The following is an 18,174-nucleotide window of genomic DNA, read 5'->3' on the forward strand; positions in this document are numbered from 1 at the left end:
CTCATGGTGACGCTCATTCCTTACCAGCGGCGCTCAAACCTGCGACGCAGGATGATCGCGACAACATTCATTGTCATGAGGAACAGAAGCAGGATGATGATCCCACCCCAGGCCCGTTCATAGAAAGCCGGATCCGCACGCTTTGCCCACTCGTAAATCTGGGCAGGCATTGCAGAGTTCGGCGACAAAAATCCAGACACAACCCCATCAGGGAATTCGGAGGCAATAAAGCCAACCATCCCGATGAGAAGAAGTGGAGCTGTTTCACCCAGGGCCTGTGCAAGTCCAATGATCGTCCCTGTGAGGATACCTGGCATTGCAAGTGGCAGAACATGGTGGAAGACCGACTGCATCTTGGATGCCCCAATTCCAAGCGCCGCACTTCGAATACTCGGCGGCACTGATTTCAGAGATGCACGCGTCGAAATGATGATGGTCGGAAGTGTCATCAAGGTGAGGACCAGTCCACCGACGAGAGGCGCCGACTGAGGCAAGTGAGCGAACTGAATGAACGCCGCAAGACCCAGAATACCAAATACGATGGATGGAACAGCAGCCAAGTTCGAGATGTTCACCTCAATCAGATCAGTGATCCGGTTTTTGGGAGCAAATTCTTCCAGGTAGATGGAGGCTGCGACGCCAATCGGTAGAGCCAAGAGCAAGACTACCAGCATCATGTAGAAGGAGCCGATCATTGCGACCCCGATACCAGCCTGTTCAGGACGTGAGTCCGATGCATCTGCACCCAAGATGAATTGCCAATTGAAGCGCTTCACCACAGTTGCCGTTTCCCGCAACTTGTCGACAATGTCGAGATGCACGGCATTCAGGTTCTTGTCGTTGACCAGATCTTCGCGCGTTACCCGGCCTTTCATATAGCCATCGACACGAGAAGACGCCACTAGATTGAATTGAGCTGTCGAGCCGATCTTGTCCGGATTTGCCAAGACAAATTCACGAACTGTAGCTGGGGCACCTGAGGACATGATCTTCAAGAGATCCTTGTCCTTCATATCTGTTTTAACGCCCTTTTCTTCCAGTTTTTCTCGCAGGGAACCTGCGATCATGGCCCGATATTTGGACGTCTTCACAATTGATGCTTCAGCCTTTTCGATCTTTGCCTTGTCCAAAGTCACATCCAACGAGATGAAAGTCTGGGTAAAGGCACTGGTCCCGTTCGAGAAGATTGCGAAAAGCAATGCAGCCAAGAAAAAGAGACCGATCAAGATGGCAACAATGCCATAGCATTTAAAACGTGTTTCGGATGAGTTACGCCGTCGCGTCAGTGTATCGACTTCCAGGAGCGACTTCTTGTTCACCCGGGCCGCAGCCTTCGAGTTTACGGTGGTATCGGTCATTCGTACTGTTCCCGGTACTTGCGCACGATGTAGAGGGCGAAAATGTTAAGGCACAAGGTTATGACAAAGAGCGTCATGCCAAGCGCAAAAGCGACAAGAGCCTCAGGAGACGCGAAGTCCTGATCACCTGTCAGCTGACTGACGATCTTTGCGGTAACTGTTGTCATCGCCTCGAATGGATTTCCGCTGAGCCGTGCAGCTGCACCTGCCCCCAAGACAACAATCATGGTCTCGCCAATGGCTCGTGAAGCTGCCAGGAGAACCGCACCAACCACCCCCGGTAACGCCGCCGGCAAGATCACCTGCTTGATGGTTTCGGAATGGGTCGCCCCAAGACCGAGAGACCCGTCGCGCATGGCCTGAGGCACTGCGTTGATGATGTCGTCTGACAGGGAGCTGACAAATGGGATCAACATGATGCCCATCACAAGGCCAGCAGTCATGACCGCCGTTCCACCTTGCATCCAATTAACACCAAAGGCGCCATCCTGACCGAAAGCATCCACCAGGAGCGGGCCAACCGTCATCAATGCAAAGAGACCATAAACAATCGTCGGGATCCCGGCGAGGACTTCCAGCATTGGCTTGGCAAAAGCGCGCACCGTGGACCCGGCATATTCTGACAGGTAAATCGCGGCAAACAGCCCGATTGGCACGGCAACCGCCAAGGCAATCAAGGAAATGTAGAACGTCGCCCACATCAGTGGAAGAATGCCAAGCTCAGACCCACCACCAAAGCTGGGGCTCCAGGTCAGACCGAAGAAGAAATCCGCAGCTGGATAAAGCTTGAAGAACTCAATCGTATTGAAGATGAGTGAGAACACAATTCCCACTGTCGTCAGGACCGCGATTGAGGCTGCCAGAATCAGGATCCAGAGAACCACCTGTTCAACCACATTACGTGCTCTGAAATCCTTATGTGAGCGACTATAGCCAAACGCCAATCCAGCAAAGGCAACAGCAAGCACAAGCACGGTTCGGCCAAGATGGCCAAATGAAGACATTTCACGGTAACGCTGAGCGGCCTTAAGTGTCTCCGAAGAAACTTCCGATCCAAGCGCAACGCCAACTGATCCGAGACGGGTCCGAACATCTGTTAGCTCGGTTCTGATCGAAGACGCCTGACCTGCGGTCATCGCCCCTTTCTCGACCGCTATATCGAGACCTTCGGCGACGCGAATGACGTCACTCATCACCAGATCAAGGGAGCTTTCCGCAATCGCATGCTCGGAGATCATGGCAGAGACGTTGTTGTTGATGATAACGGGCTGAATGGACAGCCAAAGCATAAGAACAGCTATGGCTGGGAGGAGAACCATCAGAGCAGCATTCCAACCATAATACCCTGGCAGGGAATGCAAGACTTTGATGTCACCATCGGCAGATTTGAAAGCCCGGCTACGGCCGACAAAAAAACCTAACGCAGCGATGGCAAGAACAAAAAGAAAAAGCAGCGGAAGCGACATTCGACAATATCCGGCAAGCTGGGCAAGGGTGAGGGGGCGATGAAAGTCGCCCCCTCAAGACATCAAGGCTTAGTTGCCCATTGTCACTTCATTAGCAACAGCTGCCTGAGTTGCAGCCAACTCAGGATCGGACACAAGTCCGTACTGTGCCAAAGGACCATCAGGACCCGCAAGTTCGTCGGAAACGAAGAACTGTGCATATTCCTTAAGACCAGGGATCACGCCGATGTGTGCCTTCTTGACGTAGAAGAACAGCGGACGGGAAACAGGGTACTCACCATTGGCGATTGACTCGGTGGACGGAACAATACCCGACATCGTAGCAACCTGAAGCTTGTCAGTGTTGTTCTCGTAGAACGCCAGACCGAAGACGCCAATGCCGTCCTTGTTGGAGTCGATGCGAGCCAGTGTTTCAGTGTAATCGCCGTCGATGTCAACTGCCAGGCCATCGGTACGCAGTCCGATACAAGCCTTCTCAGCGGCTTTCTTCTTGGCTTTGTCGCTATCACCGGAAGCAGCAGCGAGGAAAACATCGAAGTCGCCAGTTTCTTCACAACCAGCAAGGATAACCTTATCTTCGAAAACTTCACGTGTGCCGTGTTTGGTGCCCGGAACAAAAGCCATGATAGGCTGAGCTGGGAAAGATGCGTTTACATCAGCCCAAGTCTTATTCGGGTTTTCAACGATCTTACCGTCTACAACGATGTTGTTGGACAAAGCTTTGTACCAATCAACCGGGGTGAACTCGAAAGAGTTACCCTTGATGTCGGAAGCAAAAACGATTCCGTCATAACCGATGCGAACTTCCATGATGTCTTTGACACCAGCTTCAGCACAGGCTTTGATTTCTTTGTCCTTGATCTTGCGCGAAGCGTTCGCAACGTCGATCGTGTTTTCACCAACACCAGTACAGAACTTTTTCAGTCCAGCGGAAGAGCCGCCGGATTCAACGACAGGTGTCGGGAAGTCGGTGTTTTCACCGAAAGCCTCAGCGACGATCGACGCGTACGGAAGAACCGTCGATGAACCTGCAACCTGGATCTGATCGCGTGCCATTGCGGCACCAGCGAAGGACGAACCGGCAACCGCAAGAGCGGTCATGCTTACGAGGGTCTTAAAATTCACTTGACCAATCCTTTTGAATGTCAAGGTTTCTTGGAATGCCGCCGGACTGAATGAAGCCTGAGCGACGGTCGCGACCCTAGTGGCCGTGCATGTGACTTCTATGACTCTTTCTTATCAGTTTTATGAATGTTTAAGTGACTGAAAATTAAAGATAAATAATAATCATGCCATTTATCATGACAGAAAATATGACAAACAGCACAGCTGAACATGAGATTTTTGACACTAGATTAAGCACCATGGGCAAAGGCTCATGGACACGACCACCAACCGCTTTGGCGAGTGAGAGAAGCCCTGCGCAAAATCTGTCTTTTGGGAAATCAGCCCTTGTCAGCGATGGTTCACTCGCAGACATTCGGTCGGCAGAACATTAAGTCCCGCTTAAAGCTCATACAGCTCTGCCTCAGAAATCCAGCGGTGTCATGTCCTTGATCAGGGCAACGCCTTCGCGGCGCTGATCCGGTGCCAACGGAATCAACCCCTTTTCTACGAGGTAGCCATTGTCTCCCCAGGCAGCCTCGTTGGTGAATTCATTGAGGTAACCTTTGATCCCAGGGACTAGGCCGATGTGCTCTTTCTTGACATAAAAATAAAGGGGGCGGCAAACAGGATAAGCTCCAGAAGCAATGTTATCGAACGTCGGTTTGACGGACCCGATTTCTGCTCCCTGAATTTGACCCTTGTTCTGGTCCAGAAATGAAAAACCGAAGATTCCAACAGTCATTGGATTCGCTTCCAGTTTCTGAACAATCAAATCATCATTCTCACCAGACTCTAAGTAGGCACCATCTTCGCGGATCGCCGAACACGCAGATGCCTCGATGCCGCCAACGGCCTCACACCCCACATCCATAACCAGCTCTTCAAACGCATCTCGAGTGCCGGATGTCGGAGGTGGGCCAAACACCTCGATGTTTTCCTTTGGCAGGTCAGCGTCAATGTCCGACCAGTGCTTGAATGGATTAGGAACCACCTTCCCGTCAATAACCACGTTCTTTGCAAGCGCCAGAAAAATTTGTTCGCGCGTCAGCTTAAATTGTGGCCCCGCCTTGGAGTTCGCCAACACAATACCGTCGTAACCAACAACGACCTCGACAGGGGTAACGCCATTTTTGCGGCATCGTTCCAATTCGCTTTTCTTCATACGGCGAGATGCGTTGGTGATATCAGGCGTTCCGACATCCGCCCCACCGCAAAAGAGCTTGATGCCTCCACCAGAACCAGTCGATTCAACAACAGGCGTCTTGGTGCCATTCTTTTGACCAAAGGCCTCGGCAACTGCCATCGAGAATGGAAAAACAGTAGAAGAGCCGACGATCAGAACCCGGTCGCGCGCCTGGGCATCGCTGGCGATCAAAAGCATATTGACCAACAACAGCACCGTCAGGCATGCCCTGATTTTCATCAACATTTAGCCACTCCAGTCACATAGAAACAACGACCTAAATTCAAAACCCGTCTAATAAATACGTTCTACACGTAACGGATGATCGCTGCAGTTTTGTGAACCTGTAGCACTGGCAATCGTTTTCAAGGCTGACTGAGGGATGGAAACAGAACGCTGAAAGCTGCCCCCTCACCCGTCTTGCTTTGTATTTCCAGCCGTGCCCGATGGCGGTTTACGATGTGTTTGACGATGGCAAGTCCAAGACCAGTGCCCTTCATTGCACTGCTGGTTTCCATGTCTGCACGATAAAACCGCTCAGTGAGGCGTGGGAGGTGCTCAGCGGGAATGCCTTGACCATAATCACGGACCGTAAGTGACCAGGCAGCCGGGTCAGAGGTCGCCACTCCCTGTTTAACAGCCACGTCAACCTTGCTGCCTGCGTTGCCATATTTAATCGCGTTTTCAACCAGGTTTTCAATCACCTGGATCAACTCATCTCGATCCCCGCGCACCAAGGCTTCGCTAGCATCCATATCCGTTTCGATCTCAACGTTCAGCTCCTTCGCAACCGGCCCCAGAGCGTCTGCCACATGGTGCACGACCTCGACCAGATCCACCATGGAATCGGGCTTCACATGGGCCTTTAGCTCTATCCGGGACAGAGACAGAATATCGTCGATCAACCGACGCATACGCCCGGCCTGTTCCTGCATAATCTGTAGAAACCGATCCCGGGCTACGGGGTCGTTTTTGGCGGGTCCTTGCAGAGTCTCGATGAACCCGGACAAAGAGGCAAGAGGCGTTCTGAGTTCATGGCTGGCATTGGCCACAAAATCTGTTCTCATCCGTTCGAGCCGTCGTTGCTCGGTAAGGTCATAAATCACGACTAGGACAAAATCTGGCAATAATCCGGTCTTGTCACTGCCTGCAGCGCCCGGCATATAAACGGGAGAGACACGTGCCTCGAACCAGGCCTCTGTCGGGACCTTCTCATTCCAGCTTATCCGTTCGGGAGCACCCGAACTGCAAACGCGGTCAAAAGCCTCAAGCAGCGACGGCGCACGAAGTGAAAACGACAGCGGATCGCCGGGCTTCATCTCACCATAATGCTTGAGTGCAGCCTTGTTGATATAACGCGTAATACCTCGGCGATCTGCGACAAAACATGGCGTCGGTAGCGCATCAACGGTGACTTTCATTCCCGTGCCCGGCCACATCCGCCGGAGCCCACGTTGCTTCACAACTTCAAGTCGCCGCGAGCGGGCCCGACGAGGCAGAAAGGCAGTCGCTGCCAGCACCAATAAGAACCCGGCTGCGCAAACGCCCCAGGGAATGCCGTAGCCCAAATATGCCCCAATGACCAAGACAGCATTCACCGCAAGCTGCCAACGCGCAGCCCACATACGGAGGAGAGGCGACGCGGATACATAGTCTAAGGACGTATGTGATGGTTGCGATGGAAGTTCGGTCATATTCGTGCACGTTTTCAAACATCTGGATTGTTATAATTAGTTTGACGTCTCAGCAATTTGATAGAGTGCTCATTGGTAAAGATCAAACGTCAGTGGGCAGATTTGATAGCATGGATTGCATGTCAAATAGACGACACCCCCACTATCAGTGCGCTTTCAGGTCCAACTTATGCAACCGAGTAAGTTCATCCTGCACACAAAGAAGCCGTTGACGTCATGCCTTGGCGTTATGCTATGCCATCTCAAGAACACTGCTTCAATTAAGGGCGTGAGCGCCCTCAGCACGATATCTCAAACGGCTTTATGGAGAAAGCTATGGAACATGATCGTCAGTTCGATCCCCAACATGGCCGGGCCGTTGAGATTGCAGACGGAGTGCGCCGAGTAACAGCACCAAACTCGGGACCTTTCACATTTCACGGCACCAACAGCTATCTTGTAGGTGAGAGCTCGGTCACGGTCATAGACCCAGGACCAAGTGATCCTGCGCATATTGAAACCCTACTGTCCGAAACGGCAGGCGCTAAGATTGAGGCCATCCTGGTCACCCACACCCACATGGACCACTCGCCGGGGGCAAAGCTTCTGAAGGAAAAAACAGGTGCACCTATCATCGGGTGCGCAGCCTATCGCCCGGCGCGTGACCTTGGGCAAGGTGAGCATAATCCGATGGATGCGAGTTCGGACCGGGAGTACAAACCAGACATTGAGCTTGCCGACTCTGACACTTACAAATCGTCCAGCGTCACTTTTGAGACCATCGAGACCCCGGGTCATACGGACAATCATCTGTGTTTTGCCATCAAAGACACGCCGCTACTCTTTTCCGCTGATCATGTAATGGCGTGGTCAACCTCCATTGTCGCTCCGCCAGACGGCAGCATGCAGGCTTATATGGCTTCTCTGGAAGCCTTGATGGTCCGACAGGAGACAATTTATCTGCCCGGTCATGGAGGTTTGGTGCGCGACGCCCATACTTATATGAGCGAGCTGAAAAAGCATCGCCTTCAGCGCGAGGCATCAATCCTGGCACAGCTAGGACCGATACCAAGCTCAATCCCAGAACTCGTCTTGCAAATCTACACAGGGCTGGATCCAGTGCTGCGCCCCGCAGCGGCCCTATCCGTCTTTGCTCATCTGGAGGACCTTGTCGCGCGAGGTCGAGTTCATGCAGCCCCAGACGTCAGGCTGGACGCGCTATATTGCGTGATTTGAGTATATTGAACCAGATCTTTTGAAGAGACTTCTGCGAAGGCTGAGTTCAGCCTTCCAGATCCGGCTCAGATGCCAAGTCATCAGGAGCGGGAACCTCGGTGTTTTTGAAATAGGGTTTGAACGCCGGACTCGGAACCACTTGGGTGTCAGCATTCAACTGATCGACAGGATCGTCCAGAACCGCATCTACCGACGAAGGCACCTTCAGTTCCGCATCGGCCTCCAAAACGGCAAGGCTATCTATCTCACCGTAGGTCTCCAGCAGAGCCTCATCCAAATCTCGGTAAAATGCTTTTACCCTCGCAACATTGCCGCCAAAATCCTGCAAAGTCGAACGAGAAGCCGAACGCATATCAAACAATGACCCGATGCTATCCGGGCGAATACGGACAACGACATCATCGACCAGTCCCAGGACGGGTGTTGTGACTTCCGCCTGAAAGCGTGTCGGCGCATCAAGAAGATCTGCTTGTGTTTCCGAGACGATATTCCAACCATTTCCCTCAGCTGCCTTCATCGCAGCAAGATGCAGCTCTGCAGGCTGAATTCGGTACCGACGCGATACAATATCGGCATATTGACCGTCGCTTGGCTCACTTCTTAAAGCCATGAAAAAAGGCAGACTGAGATTTGCCGGGACGCCATTACGTTCCAGTTTCGGAGGGTCTTTTCGGTCCGTAGCGATATCAAGCACATCACCTTGAAGAAATGGCCCAGCAACAAGCACGGCTGCAGGCATCAAGGCCAGAATGCCGTAGAACGCTCCGATCACAGCGCTGGAGGTTCCATGACCACCCCGGTGCCACAGCTGAATGACGCCCAGAATAGCCAGTAAGAGAGCAACAAGTCCGATCAAGGTAGAGGCAAGGATGGACAAGAACATCTGCAGCGTATCGAGATACCCTAGCCGATGGGCCAGAACGCCGATCACAGCGACAGGCAAAGCCACAGCACCAAACCACCGACTTGCCCTGGCGCTGCTCGACGAGAATACCGGATAGCGCTTCATGTCCTCGTAAGCTCCCAGTGGATCAATGAGAATTCATAACACCAAGATGGATATGGGCGGAACCTAAAACGGCAGGTTTCTTGTACATGTTAGACAGCTGCCCAAATAACAACGTTAAAACAAGGTAGTTGGTTACATTCAGTTATTGATTGTGACTGGTTCAAAAGCACTTTGCGGCGCATCATGAATTTTGCTTAACCATGGTTTTTGAACCGCCTGAGTTTCGCCAGATAGACAACTGGCTTCAAGGCCACAAGGACCTTTAAAATCTCTTTTGACTTGGGACGAGAGAAATGTCTGAAAAAACACCTCGAAGCGCCTCTGAAGTGAAGTCTTCCGGTGCCTTGGAAAATCTATACAAGCCTGTCGGCATCGCAGCACTCGCTGCAGCGACCCTCTGCAAAGGCGCTAAATCTGGCTCAAAATAATACTCTTACTGGGTTGGCTCAATACTTCGAAACTGGTTGATCTGATTTCAGAGGTTCATTCAAGGATGGGCAACGGCGACAACCAGCACTGAGCCTCACTTCTCACTGGACATCAGACCTCAACATGGCATGTTCTGTTCGAATCTTCGGACTTTAACGGAGCCTGTTGAATGATTGTTGCCTATTGCCCGACAGCCCATGGCCTCGAACGCTTAGAAATTTCAGTGGGCGGCCACCTTCCCGCGACTTCGGTCTGGATTGACATGATCAGTCCGACTCATGAGGAAAGGCTCGCAGCAGAAAGCTTTATGAGCGCGGAAATTCCGACCCGCGAGGAAGTCTCCTCAATTGAGACGTCCGCTCGCCTTTATAGCGAGCCAGGCGCAGTTGTGATGACTGCCCTGCTCCCCATGGCCGCCCGCACGCCCGACCCTCAATTGTCCTCCGTTACCTTTATCCTGTCGTCCAAATGCCTCGTCACCGTGCGCTATGGCGACCCTCAGTCAATCATCCTATGTGGACGAAAGGTCCAAACGGACACGTCCATTGCCCACACCGGACCGGCTGTTTTCTTAACTTTGATGGAAATCATTATCGACCGTGCTGCCGATGTAATGGAAGAAGCCTCTTTTCATTACGATACACTCTCAATGCATGTGTTCGAAGATGGTATATCAGCCCGCTCCGGCAACCTCTATCAAGGCGCAATCAAGACACAAGGACGGATTGGGCTGCAGGTCGCAAGAATGCATGATGTCTGCACAAGCCTTTCGCGACTCCTGTTGTTTTTGGAAAACCACAAGAAACAGGTATCACTCACCGAAGAGGATGTACTCGCATGCAAAAGCTATGGGCGAGACATCCACTCCATCAAGGAACATGGAGACGGATTGGATAACAAGTTGTCTTTCCTGCTCGATGCAACGATCGGTCTTGTAAATCTTGAACAAAACCAGATCATCAAGGTGTTTTCGGTACTGAGCGTTATCTTCCTGCCCCCGACCCTGATTGCATCCATTTACGGCATGAATTTCATCAACATGCCGGAGCTGAAATGGCATCTCGGGTTTGTGTTTTCGGTCTGTATCATGCTTGCTTCCGTCGGCTTCACCTATCTCTTCTTGCGCTGGAGGAGGCTGCTATAAGGTATGCCCCATAGCGAACCTATGCTGGATACAAAGCAGCCCCAGCCAAAGGCCGAAAACGAAACACAGCAAGAGCGATCAGGGATAGAGCCGGTCTTTTGACCAATCGTCCCCATCCGAATTTCGCGTGAATAAAACGCGGTCGTGCAGTCGAAATGGGCGGTCATGCCAAAACTCTATCGACGTTGGCACCAGCCGAACGCCTGACCAGTGATCGGGTCGGGGAATATCTCCAATGGCAAATTTGGCCGTATAGCGAGCGACCTCCTTTTCCAGCGCAAAGCGACTTTCCAGTGGACGGGACTGCTTTGACGCCCATGCACCAATCCGGCTGCCCCTGGCGCGAGACTGATAATACTCGTTCGCCTCACTGTCCTCGACCTGGACAATGGCACCACGAATGCGAACCTGACGACGCAGCGATTTCCAGTGAAAGCACATAGCGGCCTTGCCAGCGCTCAACAGCTCCTGCCCCTTCGCACTTTCCAAGTTTGTGTAAAATACGAAGCCGCGGTCATCAAAGCCCTTCAGTAACACCATACGTACATTTGGAAGTCCTGAAGGATCGACTGATGCAAGCGATAGAGCGTTCGGATCATTGACCTCACTCTGCTTGGCGTCCTCAAGCCATTCATCAAACAGCTCAAATGGTTTCGACGCCTGCGTAAAGTCACTATTTGTTAACTCTTTTGACGAAGGATTGAACTCGGTCATCTGTTACCTGTAAAAGGTTAGAATTGGCAGGCTGACTGGAACATCTGTCAGCACCAATCGGGATCGATCAAACTGTCTCAACTCAAGTCATATACTGCCCATAAGGCAAAGATCCAGAGCCTTGGCGTCGCAGCAGCACTTTGCCTTTTCGCAACAGGCTGTGGACAGGTCTCCATGCCGCTCGGCAGTGCTGATGTTGAAACTCCTCTTGTTCTGACCGGCTCCATCTCCTCCGCAGTTGATGTTGCCTTTACAGATGTTGATCCTGTGGATCGTCAAATCATTGCTTATACGCTTGACCAGTTGACGACCACCGATGCCCAACAGCTCAGCTATACAAATGGCGATCAAGAGCGACTGAGATGGTCAAATCCGGAAAGCGGGAATTCCGGTAAAGTCAGCGACATTGATCTGACAGTTGAAGCTGAAACCGGATGTATGGCTTTCAAGACCACAGCGAATACAATCGCAGGGGTCCGGATATATTCAGGGACCGCCTGCCGGGACATCAGCAAGCGCCTGATGATTACCAGTCTCGTCGAGGGCAACGCTTGAATCCCAAGAAATTCCGGGTACAACGATCAACATAGACTGTTGGTGTAAGGGCTGGTATTTCGCCTGCGCACCCACAATATATAGTTCAGAGCTAAAAACACGGAGGCAGACGGCTGTCGGCCGCAACCTCAATTTGGTGACATTAAATGCGTGACCCATATAGCGTCCTCGGCGTCTCGAAAACCGCAAGTGATGCTGACATCAAAAAAGCCTTTCGCAATCTGGCCAAGAAGCACCACCCTGATCAAAATCAGGATGACCCGAGTGCTCAGGAACGTTTTTCTGAAGTCAATCAGGCTTATGAAGTCATTGGTGACAAAGCTCAGCGCGCCAAATTCGACCGGGGCCAGATTGATGCAAAGGGCAAGCAGAAGTCCCAGCCACACGGCTTCGATGGGTTTTCCGACTTTCAAAACGCCAACACTGGTGGCTTCCGCAGTCAATCGACAGGCGGCGGCAGTGGCGGCTTCGACGACATTTTGAGTGACATTCTGGGCGGATTTGGCGGTAGAGGACGCGCACGGGGACCTGGCGCAGGTCCGACCGGCGCACGTTCAGGCCCCGGCACAGGACCTCGTCCAGGTGGTGCACGAGGCCCCTCAGCTCAGAAGGGCAAGAACGCAGATTTGCTAGCCGCAGCATCGCTTGAAGACATTGTCAATGTCGGAAAGGCGCAGGTCACTCTGCCAAGTGGTAAAACCGTCAATGTCACCATTCCGGCTGGAACACGCGAAGGTGAAAAGATACGTCTGCGCGGCCAAGGCTATCCCGGAGAGTATGGCGGAACACCCGGTGATGCCATGGTCGAAATCCGATTCAAACCACATACTCTTTTCGATGTGCGCGGGGATGACCTCATCCTTGAAATGCCGTTGACACTCTATGAAGCCGTTCTGGGCGCGAAGGTCCGCACTCCGACGCTTACAGGCGCCGTCAATCTCAGCATTCCAGCCAATTCATCCGGCGACACGACCATGCGTTTGAAGGGCAAGGGACTGCCGACAAAGACCGGTGGTCACGGTGACCTTTTGGTCAAGCTGCAGATCGCGCTGCCACCGAACGCTGATGAAGAGCTCGATACCCTGATGAAAGCCTGGCAGAGTGTTACGCCCTACAGGGCACGTGGGCCTGAATTCGACTAAAAGCCAAGCCCTGAAGAGCTTTCATGCCTTTGGACAAGATGATGAGGCGAACTTTTTAAATAAGTCCGCCTCTTCATTCATCAACATTTGGTGTTTTTCGTCATAAAGGCCTGAAAGACTGCAATGGTCTCAGGGTCTAACAAACGTTCGCCGAAGATCCGGGCCTCTTCCTCAACTCTTTGAAGCAATTGCGAACGGTCCCCCTTCAGGAGATTTCGCGAGGCCTGCATTGCTTGCGCCGGTTTGGCGGCAATTGTACGTACACACGCCATGGCTGTGGTCTCCACATCATCCTCGATGTGATTGACAAGACCAGCTTTTTGCGCCCGTTTCGCATCGAAAGTTTCACCAAGGCAAAGAAGTTCAAAGGCCAGGGTAGGGCCCATAATCTGCGGTGCCAGCAAAGAAGATCCAGCCTCCGGCACAAGACCAAGATCAACAAACGGCGTTTTGAAGGTCGCGCCTGGGCTTGCGAAAACCATGTCACAATGCATCAGCAGCGTTGTGCCAATCCCGATTGCCAAACCATCGACTGCGGCAACGAGAGGCTTCTCATTTAGCGCCAAGGCTTTCAGGAAACGGAGCACGGGCGTTCCTGACAGATCGCCGTCGCCAGCAAACTGCAAGAAATCTGCGATATCATTGCCAGCGGTAAAGACACCAGGCTGGCCGCAAACAAGGTGGCAACGCACATCATCGTTGCTGTTGCCACTCTCCAGCGCCTCGGCAAGGACTGTATACATAGCACCTGTCAGTGCGTTTTTCTTGTCAGCGCGATCTAATCGGAGGGTACTGACGCCCTCCTCCAAAGATAGTTGTATCATAAGCTGTTCCTCCCTGATCGTGACGGTCAGGATGCCAAGGCTTCCGGGTCAAAGGATAGGATCACTTCGGCTGATGACGTAACATCGCTGTTCAAAGCATGGACCTCGCACAGGCATGTCTCGGCAAAGCTGCGCGCCAGCAAAGTGCGGTCCTTCAAAGCGTTGGAGTTTTCTGCCCCCGTTTTTAATGCTCCTTTTGCCAACAACACACCACCAAACGTCAGGCCAGCCAGACGCAGATAGGGAGTTGCCCCGGCCAAAGCCTCAGCCTTCCTGTTGTCAGCCCGCGCAGACAACATCCACTCCGTCGCCTCATCGAGAGCGTCAATAGCAGCCTTGAGGCGCTGCCCGGTTGGGCCAAACTCAGGACGATTGGAAAGAGCGACTTGGTCAGCAATCCCGCGCAACTCGGCAATGAAGCCCTTCACATGCTGCCCATCAGACATTGGTAGCTTGCGCATAACCAGATCCATTGCCTGGATACTGTTGGTGCCCTCATAAATCGGTGCGATACGGCTATCGCGAAGATGCTGCGCAGCCCCTGTTTCCTCAATATAGCCCATGCCGCCATGGATCTGAACGCCCATGGATGCGACTTCAACACCGAAGTCGGTTGGGATTGCCTTGGCAAGCGGCGTCAAAAGGCCGGCACGATCTGTCCAGAAAGCACTGTCCTCTGGCGTTTCAGCGACATTTGACATGTCGATGGCATGGGCACAGGCATAACAAATCGCACGCGCGACCTGAGTGCGAGTGCGCATGGCAAGAAGCGTTCGCTTGATATCAGGATGACGTGCTATCGGGCTCATGCCCTCGCCTTGATCGCCAGGCGCCCGGCCCTGCTTTCGATCAAGCGCATAGGACAGAGCCTGCTGATAGGCCCGTTCGGCGACCCCCAACCCCTGAACTCCAACTGCCAACCGTGCATTGTTCATCATCGTGAACATGCAGGCCAGCCCGCGGTTTTCTTCGCCAATCAGCCAGCCAGTCGCCCCGCCTTCATCCCCATAGACCATTGTGCAGGTTGGCGACCCGTGAATGCCCAGCTTGTGCTCAACGCCAGCACAACGCACATCGTTTTTCTCACCCAAAGATCCATCTTCAAGAACAAAACACTTTGGAACCAAAAAGAGAGAAATTCCCTTTGTTCCAGCGGGGGCATCAGGCAAACGTGCAAGCACGAGATGGACGATATTGTCCGTCATGTCGTGCTCGCCATATGTAATAAAAATCTTCTGACCGCTGATCTTGTAAGTGCCATCGCCCGCAGGCACGGCCTTGGCTGTCAAAGCGTTCAGATCAGACCCGGCTTGTGGCTCGGTCAGATTCATGGTGCCCATCCATTCTCCGGACACCAGTTTTTCCAGATAAGTCCCCTTGAGTTCTTCAGAGGCGTGTTTTTCCAGTGCTTCGATGGCCCCCATGGTCAAGGTCGGTCCAATAGCAAAAGCCATCGACCCTGAGTTCCACATTTCCAATGCTGCCGTGTTGAGCATGAGAGGCAACCCCTGACCTCCGGTTTCCGCACGCGCGCTCAACCCGTTCCAGCCACCCTGGATCCAATTTTGATAGAGTTCTTTCCACCCTGGCGCTGTGGTGACAACACCATCTGAGAAGGACGCACCGTGCTTATCTCCGATCGAATTCAGTGGCGCAATCTCTTCAGCCGTGAAGCGCCCCGCCTCAGTCAAGATCGCTGAAACAAGATCGTCCCCCAGCTCGCTGTGAACAACCGTCTTTTGCAGATCATCAAGTCCGCAGACAGACATGAGAGTAAAAGCAATCTCTTCGATTGGCGCACGATACATGAAGGAGCTCCCTAGTTTTTCTCAGCCGCCTTGACGGGGCCGCGCCAGAGCCGCAAAAGGCCATGACCATTTTCCTCGTGAAGGACACTAGACGTGTTGACCTAAACGTCAATACATGTCGCAACGGAAGCTCGAAACTAAAGCTGCGTTTGGAGAAAACATGAAAAAGGCCGGATTGGAGACTTCCATGCAGAGGTGGACGGTAGACCTGACACAGACAGGTTGGAAGTCTGCTCCGGAAGTGCCGGCAGTTTGCCGGGCACTGGCTGAAGGGAACCTTGTGGCAATCCCAACCGAGACCGTTTATGGCCTTGCCGCCGACGCCACCAGCAGCATTGCCTGTGCGAAAATATTTGCAGCCAAAGGGCGCCCACAATTCAATCCATTGATCTCCCACCTGCCTACGCTGGAAGCTGCCCTGGAACACGGCGATTTCAATGATGACGCACTCAAACTGGCAAATGCCTTCTGGCCCGGGCCGCTAACACTTGTAGTGCCCAAAAAGGCCTCGTCATCAATATGTGATCTTGCAACAGCAGGCCTCAATACAGTTGCCCTTCGCGTGCCTGCTGGACCTGTGATGCGCTTTCTCTCCAGCAAAACAGACGCTCCCCTTGCAGCACCCAGCGCAAATCTCTCCGGCAAAGTCAGCACAACGACGGCAGATGCTGTGGCTGCAGACCTTGGGCCATCGCTCAGCTACATTATTGATGCCGGGGCGTGTTCAGTTGGGGTCGAGTCAACGATTGTTGCTCTGGTGGATGGCTGTGCACGCTTGTTAAGACCGGGCGGTGTCACCCGTGACAGCCTGGAAGCCGTGCTTGGCAAACCACTTGTCGGCGTTTCCGCCTCAGCCTCCCAAGACGCTCCGCAAGCTCCCGGTATGCTCTCTTCCCATTATGCTCCAAGCGCAGCGGTGCGCCTGGACGCAACCAAGGTCGCCCCAGGGGATGCCCTATTGTCTTTTGGACCTCACCCTCTGCCCGGAGCCGGAAATGCCTGTGCTGAATTTAACTTGAGCTCGACTGGGAATCTCACGGAAGCAGCAGCGTCTCTCTTTACGGCACTTAGGAAACTGGATGCTTCCGGCGCAGCAACGATCAATGTACAGAATATCCCAGAAAACGGCCTTGGCGAGGCGATTAATGACCGATTGCGGCGTGCGGCCGCCCCACGCGACTGAACGCCATCGCGATTTATTATTAGTATAACGTTTATTTCAAAACGACAGATCTGAGCACATACTTAGTATTAACTAGGCCACTCGCCCAATCACCTAATCACCTTCGTAGTTGTGCACAATAAAAACACACACCCAAGTCATTTCGCTGGCAAAGCCGACTTCAAATCACTTACCTTGAAATGACAAATAGAGATGCAGCGGACCTCCCCTCGAGCATTTTAATGCTCGCACCTTTCGGGGCCAGATCTTCAACCAGATCGGCCCCGTTTCTTTGTCCAAAGCATAGAAATCTACCACGCCCTCAATAACTTAAAGGACATTTACCCCATCCTGCATTGACTCCCTCAAGCTCGGCCGCTTTGATGAGGTCAAATCTCCGGGCGCATTGTGCGTCCCAACATGGATGTCTCTTGTGTCTACGCTTCTTCTCCACCATGCGGCCTACCTTGATCATCTAACACCTGTTGGTCACCCGGAGCGCCCTGACAGACTACGCGCAATCGATCGCATTTTGGAGCATGAGAGTTTTCAACCGCTTGAGCGCGACGCAGCTCCTCTGGGCCGTATCGAAGACATCATCAGAACCCACCCTCAAGCTTACGTCGACATGTTGGAAAAGACCTCACCCGAAGAGGGCTTGGCCGCGATAGATGCCGACACGACAATGTCACCAGGCACTTGGGAAGCCATTTTACGCGGTGTCGGCGGCGCGTGTCAGGCTGTGGACGAGGTCATGCAGAAGAAGGTCAACAACGCGTTTTCCGCTTCTCGGCCACCGGGTCACCATGTTGAAAAGGAAAGAGCCATGGGCTTTTGCTTTTTCAACAACGTCGCAGTTGCGGCAAGATATGCCCAAGCCAATTACAATGCCGAGCGTATTGCCATCGTTGATTTTGACGTACATCATGGCAATGGCACCCAGGATATATTCTGGTCTGACCCGACTGTCATGTACTGCTCGACACATCAAATGCCACTATACCCAGGTTCAGGCGCTGCAAATGAAACCGGCGACGCCAATACAATCGTCAATGCACCGCTGGCTTCAGGCGATGGCGGCGAGGTTTTCCAGGACGCAATGCAAACGGTGATCCTGCCCAGGCTGGACCAATTCGCGCCGGACCTGGTGATCATTTCAGCAGGGTTTGACGCTCATGCGCGGGACCCTTTGGGCAGTCTTAATTTTGTCGAAAGCGATTTTGCCTGGGCGACTCGCTCAATCATGGACCTTGCCGACAAACATTGCGAGAATCGTGTGGTATCTGTTTTGGAAGGCGGATACGACCTTGAAGGCCTTGCCCGCTCTACAGCAGCCCATGTCATGACGCTCATGACCGGATGAC

The 18,174-nt window shown here is 52.8% G+C and carries 16 protein-coding genes; 7 read left to right on the forward strand and 9 right to left on the reverse strand.

The window, feature by feature from the left end:
• Positions 1-20 precede the first annotated feature (20 nt).
• The 5 genes from pstA to V6575_RS04770 form a co-directional block, all read right to left on the reverse strand.
• On the reverse strand, positions 21-1,358 hold the full coding sequence (pstA, locus tag V6575_RS04750) for a phosphate ABC transporter permease PstA (RefSeq protein WP_340272964.1): 1,338 nt from the start codon (positions 1,356-1,358) through the stop codon (positions 21-23).
• Positions 1,355-2,824, reverse strand: a complete 1,470-nt coding sequence (pstC, locus tag V6575_RS04755; RefSeq protein WP_340272965.1) for a phosphate ABC transporter permease subunit PstC — start codon at positions 2,822-2,824, stop codon at positions 1,355-1,357. Before pstC ends, pstA begins: the two co-directional genes overlap by 4 nt.
• 69 nt (positions 2,825-2,893) lie before the next feature.
• Complete coding sequence (locus V6575_RS04760; RefSeq protein ID WP_340273346.1) at positions 2,894-3,925, reverse strand: substrate-binding domain-containing protein; 1,032 nt, start codon at positions 3,923-3,925, stop codon at positions 2,894-2,896.
• A 427-nt stretch (positions 3,926-4,352) separates the two neighbouring features.
• Positions 4,353-5,354, reverse strand: coding sequence for a substrate-binding domain-containing protein (locus V6575_RS04765; protein WP_340273347.1), 1,002 nt, complete (start codon positions 5,352-5,354; stop codon positions 4,353-4,355).
• Positions 5,355-5,479: 125 nt separating this feature from the next.
• Positions 5,480-6,808 carry an ATP-binding protein gene (locus V6575_RS04770; protein WP_340272966.1) on the reverse strand — a complete coding sequence of 443 codons (1,329 nt, stop codon included), beginning with the start codon at positions 6,806-6,808 and terminating at the stop codon, positions 5,480-5,482.
• A gap of 315 nt (positions 6,809-7,123) precedes the next feature.
• Between V6575_RS04770 and V6575_RS04775 the strand changes: the two genes are divergently transcribed.
• A complete protein-coding gene (locus V6575_RS04775) occupies positions 7,124-8,023 on the forward strand; it encodes an MBL fold metallo-hydrolase (RefSeq protein ID WP_340272968.1) in 900 nt (299 codons plus the stop codon).
• A 46-nt stretch (positions 8,024-8,069) separates the two neighbouring features.
• Here V6575_RS04775 and V6575_RS04780 read toward each other — a convergent pair whose 3' ends face one another.
• Positions 8,070-9,032, reverse strand: a complete 963-nt coding sequence (locus V6575_RS04780; protein ID WP_340272969.1) for a DUF1499 domain-containing protein — start codon at positions 9,030-9,032, stop codon at positions 8,070-8,072.
• Positions 9,033-9,325: 293 nt separating this feature from the next.
• Between V6575_RS04780 and V6575_RS04785 the strand changes: the two genes are divergently transcribed.
• Positions 9,326-9,460, forward strand: coding sequence for a hypothetical protein (locus V6575_RS04785; protein ID WP_340272971.1), 135 nt, complete (start codon positions 9,326-9,328; stop codon positions 9,458-9,460).
• Between the two features lie 170 nt (positions 9,461-9,630).
• A complete protein-coding gene (locus tag V6575_RS04790) occupies positions 9,631-10,605 on the forward strand; it encodes a magnesium transporter CorA family protein (protein WP_340272972.1) in 975 nt (324 codons plus the stop codon).
• Positions 10,606-10,683: 78 nt separating this feature from the next.
• Here the strand turns inward: V6575_RS04790 and pdxH are convergent, their stop codons facing one another.
• Positions 10,684-11,319: a pyridoxamine 5'-phosphate oxidase gene (gene pdxH / locus V6575_RS04795; RefSeq protein WP_340272974.1), complete on the reverse strand. Its 636-nt coding sequence runs from the start codon at positions 11,317-11,319 to the stop codon at positions 10,684-10,686.
• Between the two features lie 174 nt (positions 11,320-11,493).
• Between pdxH and V6575_RS04800 the strand changes: the two genes are divergently transcribed.
• Both V6575_RS04800 and V6575_RS04805 read left to right on the forward strand, forming a co-directional pair.
• Positions 11,494-11,874 (forward strand): RT0821/Lpp0805 family surface protein, encoded by a 381-nt coding sequence (locus tag V6575_RS04800; RefSeq protein WP_340272975.1) that lies wholly within the window; start codon positions 11,494-11,496, stop codon positions 11,872-11,874.
• A 146-nt stretch (positions 11,875-12,020) separates the two neighbouring features.
• Positions 12,021-13,016, forward strand: coding sequence for a DnaJ C-terminal domain-containing protein (locus tag V6575_RS04805; RefSeq protein ID WP_340272976.1), 996 nt, complete (start codon positions 12,021-12,023; stop codon positions 13,014-13,016).
• 80 nt (positions 13,017-13,096) lie between these two features.
• Here the strand turns inward: V6575_RS04805 and V6575_RS04810 are convergent, their stop codons facing one another.
• On the reverse strand, positions 13,097-13,840 hold the full coding sequence (locus V6575_RS04810) for a crotonase/enoyl-CoA hydratase family protein (RefSeq protein WP_340272978.1): 744 nt from the start codon (positions 13,838-13,840) through the stop codon (positions 13,097-13,099).
• A gap of 26 nt (positions 13,841-13,866) precedes the next feature.
• The gene (locus V6575_RS04815; protein ID WP_340272979.1) at positions 13,867-15,648 is read right to left on the reverse strand and encodes an acyl-CoA dehydrogenase family protein; all 1,782 of its coding nucleotides are present in this window, start codon (positions 15,646-15,648) and stop codon (positions 13,867-13,869) included.
• Between the two features lie 187 nt (positions 15,649-15,835).
• Here V6575_RS04815 and V6575_RS04820 point away from each other — a divergent pair, with 187 nt between their 5' ends.
• Both V6575_RS04820 and V6575_RS04825 read left to right on the forward strand, forming a co-directional pair.
• Positions 15,836-16,831, forward strand: a complete 996-nt coding sequence (locus tag V6575_RS04820) for an L-threonylcarbamoyladenylate synthase (protein ID WP_422785529.1) — start codon at positions 15,836-15,838, stop codon at positions 16,829-16,831.
• Between the two features lie 412 nt (positions 16,832-17,243).
• The gene (locus V6575_RS04825) at positions 17,244-18,173 is read left to right on the forward strand and encodes a histone deacetylase family protein (protein WP_340272981.1); all 930 of its coding nucleotides are present in this window, start codon (positions 17,244-17,246) and stop codon (positions 18,171-18,173) included.
• Position 18,174 lies beyond the last annotated feature (1 nt).

The sequence above is a fragment of the Roseibium algae genome (assembly GCF_037783265.1).
Taxonomy (GTDB): Bacteria; Pseudomonadota; Alphaproteobacteria; order Rhizobiales; family Stappiaceae; genus Roseibium; species Roseibium algae.

Bases quoted from the DNA above. Each gene is read 5' to 3' on its own strand.
- V6575_RS04820 (WP_422785529.1), top strand. From the start codon at position 15,836: ATGCAGAGGTGGACGGTAGACCTGACACAGACAGGTTGGAAGTCTGCT.
- pdxH (WP_340272974.1), bottom strand. From the start codon at position 11,319: ATGACCGAGTTCAATCCTTCGTCAAAAGAGTTAACAAATAGTGACTTT.
- V6575_RS04810 (WP_340272978.1), bottom strand. From the start codon at position 13,840: ATGATACAACTATCTTTGGAGGAGGGCGTCAGTACCCTCCGATTAGAT.
- V6575_RS04775 (WP_340272968.1), top strand. From the start codon at position 7,124: ATGGAACATGATCGTCAGTTCGATCCCCAACATGGCCGGGCCGTTGAG.
- V6575_RS04805 (WP_340272976.1), top strand. From the start codon at position 12,021: ATGCGTGACCCATATAGCGTCCTCGGCGTCTCGAAAACCGCAAGTGAT.
- V6575_RS04765 (WP_340273347.1), bottom strand. From the start codon at position 5,354: ATGAAAATCAGGGCATGCCTGACGGTGCTGTTGTTGGTCAATATGCTT.
- V6575_RS04785 (WP_340272971.1), top strand. From the start codon at position 9,326: ATGTCTGAAAAAACACCTCGAAGCGCCTCTGAAGTGAAGTCTTCCGGT.
- pstA (WP_340272964.1), bottom strand. From the start codon at position 1,358: ATGACCGATACCACCGTAAACTCGAAGGCTGCGGCCCGGGTGAACAAG.
- V6575_RS04770 (WP_340272966.1), bottom strand. From the start codon at position 6,808: ATGACCGAACTTCCATCGCAACCATCACATACGTCCTTAGACTATGTA.
- pstC (WP_340272965.1), bottom strand. From the start codon at position 2,824: ATGTCGCTTCCGCTGCTTTTTCTTTTTGTTCTTGCCATCGCTGCGTTA.
- V6575_RS04790 (WP_340272972.1), top strand. From the start codon at position 9,631: ATGATTGTTGCCTATTGCCCGACAGCCCATGGCCTCGAACGCTTAGAA.
- V6575_RS04780 (WP_340272969.1), bottom strand. From the start codon at position 9,032: ATGAAGCGCTATCCGGTATTCTCGTCGAGCAGCGCCAGGGCAAGTCGG.
- V6575_RS04800 (WP_340272975.1), top strand. From the start codon at position 11,494: ATGCCGCTCGGCAGTGCTGATGTTGAAACTCCTCTTGTTCTGACCGGC.
- V6575_RS04760 (WP_340273346.1), bottom strand. From the start codon at position 3,925: ATGACCGCTCTTGCGGTTGCCGGTTCGTCCTTCGCTGGTGCCGCAATG.
- V6575_RS04815 (WP_340272979.1), bottom strand. From the start codon at position 15,648: ATGTATCGTGCGCCAATCGAAGAGATTGCTTTTACTCTCATGTCTGTC.